The organism is Streptomyces sp. NPDC059166, from assembly GCF_042755185.1.
Lineage (GTDB): Bacteria > Actinomycetota > Actinomycetes > Streptomycetales > Streptomycetaceae > Streptomyces.
This window is the reverse complement of sequence record NZ_JBHZCI010000093.1, coordinates 1-2464: the sequence shown is the minus strand read 5'-3', so window position 1 is coordinate 2464 and position 2464 is coordinate 1. Positions and strand designations below refer to the sequence as shown.

The window sequence follows — 2464 nt, the reverse complement described above, 5'->3', positions numbered from 1 at the left end:
CGCACACCACCCCGCCTTTAAAATCCACGGGGACCCGCCAAACCCCCCCCCCCGGGGGGGCCGCCCCCCCCCGCCCCCCCCCCCCGCCGGGCCCCGCCCCCCGCGGGGGTGCCGGCCCACGGCCGCGTTCACTCGTCGTCTCCACGGCGACGGGCGCCCCGCACGCCTCGTACGGGCGCCCGGGCGGCCCCCGCGTGCGCCGTTCAAGCCGGTGCGCCAGGTCAGGGGGCCCGCCGGCCCGCTCACGACCGGACTCCGCCACACGTGTTCTCCGGGACACGCGGGGGAGGGGGCAGATCGTCCGGTTCCCGCCGAAGATACGACATAGGAGTCCGCCCCCTGCGAACCCGAGCAGTCGGCGGAACATTAGACTCTGCGGATCGGGAAGAAGTTCGACCGGCTCAAACGCAAGGAGGCACGGGTGGACCTGCTGACCCGCATCAGGGGACCGCGCGACCTGGACCGGCTCGGCCTCGAGCAGCTCGACCAGCTCGCCGGGGAGATCCGCACCTTCCTCGTCGAGGAGGTGTCCAAGACCGGCGGCCACCTGGGCCCGAACCTGGGTGTGGTCGAGCTGACCATCGCCCTGCACCGGGTCTTCGAGTCCCCGCAGGACAAGGTCCTCTTCGACACCGGCCACCAGAGCTACGTGCACAAGCTGCTCACCGGCCGGCAGGACTTCTCGAAGCTCAAGAGCAAGGGCGGGCTCTCCGGATACCCGTCCCGCGCCGAGTCCGAGCACGACGTCATCGAGAACTCGCACGCCTCGACCGTCCTCGGCTGGGCCGACGGCCTCGCCAAGGCCAACGAGATCCGCGGCAAGGACGACCACGTCGTCGCCGTCATCGGTGACGGAGCCCTCACCGGCGGTATGGCCTGGGAGGCGCTGAACAACATCGCCGCCGCCAAGGACCGCCCCCTCGTGATCGTCGTCAACGACAACGAGCGTTCCTACGCGCCGACCATCGGCGGTCTCGCCAACCACCTCGCGACGCTGCGCACCACCGACGGCTACGAGCGTTTCCTGGCCCGCGGCAAGGACATCCTCGAGCGCACGCCGGTCGTCGGCAAGCCGCTCTACGAGACCCTGCACGGCGCCAAGAAGGGCCTCAAGGACTTCATCGCGCCGCAGGGCATGTTCGAGGACCTCGGCCTGAAGTACGTCGGACCCATCGACGGCCACGACATCGAGGCGCTGGAGTCCGCGCTGCAGCGGGCCAAGCGCTTCGGCGGCCCCGTCATCGTGCACTGCCTCACCGAGAAGGGACGCGGCTACACCCCGGCCCTGGAGGACGAGGCGGACCGCTTCCACGCGGTGGGCAAGATCCACCCGGACACCGGTCTGCCCATCTCCACCTCGGGCCTCGACTGGACCTCGGTCTTCGGTGAGGAGATGGTCAAGCTCGGCCACGAGCGCGAGGACATCGTCGCCATCACCGCGGCCATGCTCCAGCCGGTCGGTCTCGGCAAGTTCGAGGAGGCGTTCCCGGACCGGATCTACGACGTCGGGATCGCCGAGCAGCACGGTGCGGTCTCCGCGGCAGGCCTGGCCACCGGCGGGCTCCACCCCGTCTTCGCGGTCTACGCCACCTTCCTCAACCGGGCCTTCGACCAGGTGCTGATGGACGTCGCGCTGCACAGGTGCGGAGTGACGTTCGTCCTCGACCGGGCGGGAGTGACCGGCACGGACGGCGCCTCGCACAACGGCATGTGGGACATGTCGATCCTGCAGTGCGTGCCCACCCTGCGCATCGCCGCCCCGCGCGACGCCGACCAGGTGCGCGCCCAGCTGCGCGAGGCCGTCGCCGTCGAGGACGCGCCCACCGTCGTCCGCTTCTCCAAGGGCGCGGTCGGCCCCGCGGTGAAGGCCGTGGGCACGGTCGGGGGCATGGACGTGCTGCGCACGGCGGGCACGGACGCGGCGGACGTCCTCCTGGTCTCCGTCGGCGCCCTCGCCCCGATGTGCCTGGAGATCGCCGCGCTCCTGGACGCCCAGGGCATCTACACCACGGTCGTCGACCCGCGCTGGGTCAAGCCCGTGGACGAGGCGCTCGCCCCGCTCGCCGCGGAGCACCGGGTCGTCGTCACCGTCGAGGACAACAGCAGGGCCGGAGGAGTCGGCTCCGCCGTCGCCCAGGCGCTGCGGGACGCCGGTGTCGACGTACCGCTGCGCGACTTCGGGATCCCGCCGGTCTTCCTGGACCACGCCTCGCGCGGCGAGGTCATGGCGGAGATCGGACTGACCGCACCGGACATCGCGCGTCAGGTCACCGGCCTCGTCGCCAAGCTGGACGGCCGGTACGAGAGCCGCACCGCTCAGTCCGTCCGCGACTGATCCGCGCACACGGCCATGGGCCGGGGGGGCCCCCCCCCCCCCCCGGGGGCCCCCCCCCCCCCCCGGGGTAAGCAGCCGCCGCCCCCCCGAGCGGGGGGGGCGGGGGGCCCCGGGGCCGAACAAATGGGG

At 72.5% G+C, this 2464-nt stretch carries 1 protein-coding gene; it reads left to right on the top strand.

What is annotated here, in order from left to right; genetic code table 11:
* Positions 1 to 421: 421 nt before the first annotated feature.
* A complete protein-coding gene (dxs, locus tag ACFXOA_RS32200; protein ID WP_385035715.1) occupies positions 422 to 2335 on the top strand; it encodes a 1-deoxy-D-xylulose-5-phosphate synthase in 1914 nt (637 codons plus the stop codon).
* Positions 2336 to 2464: the final 129 nt, after the last annotated feature.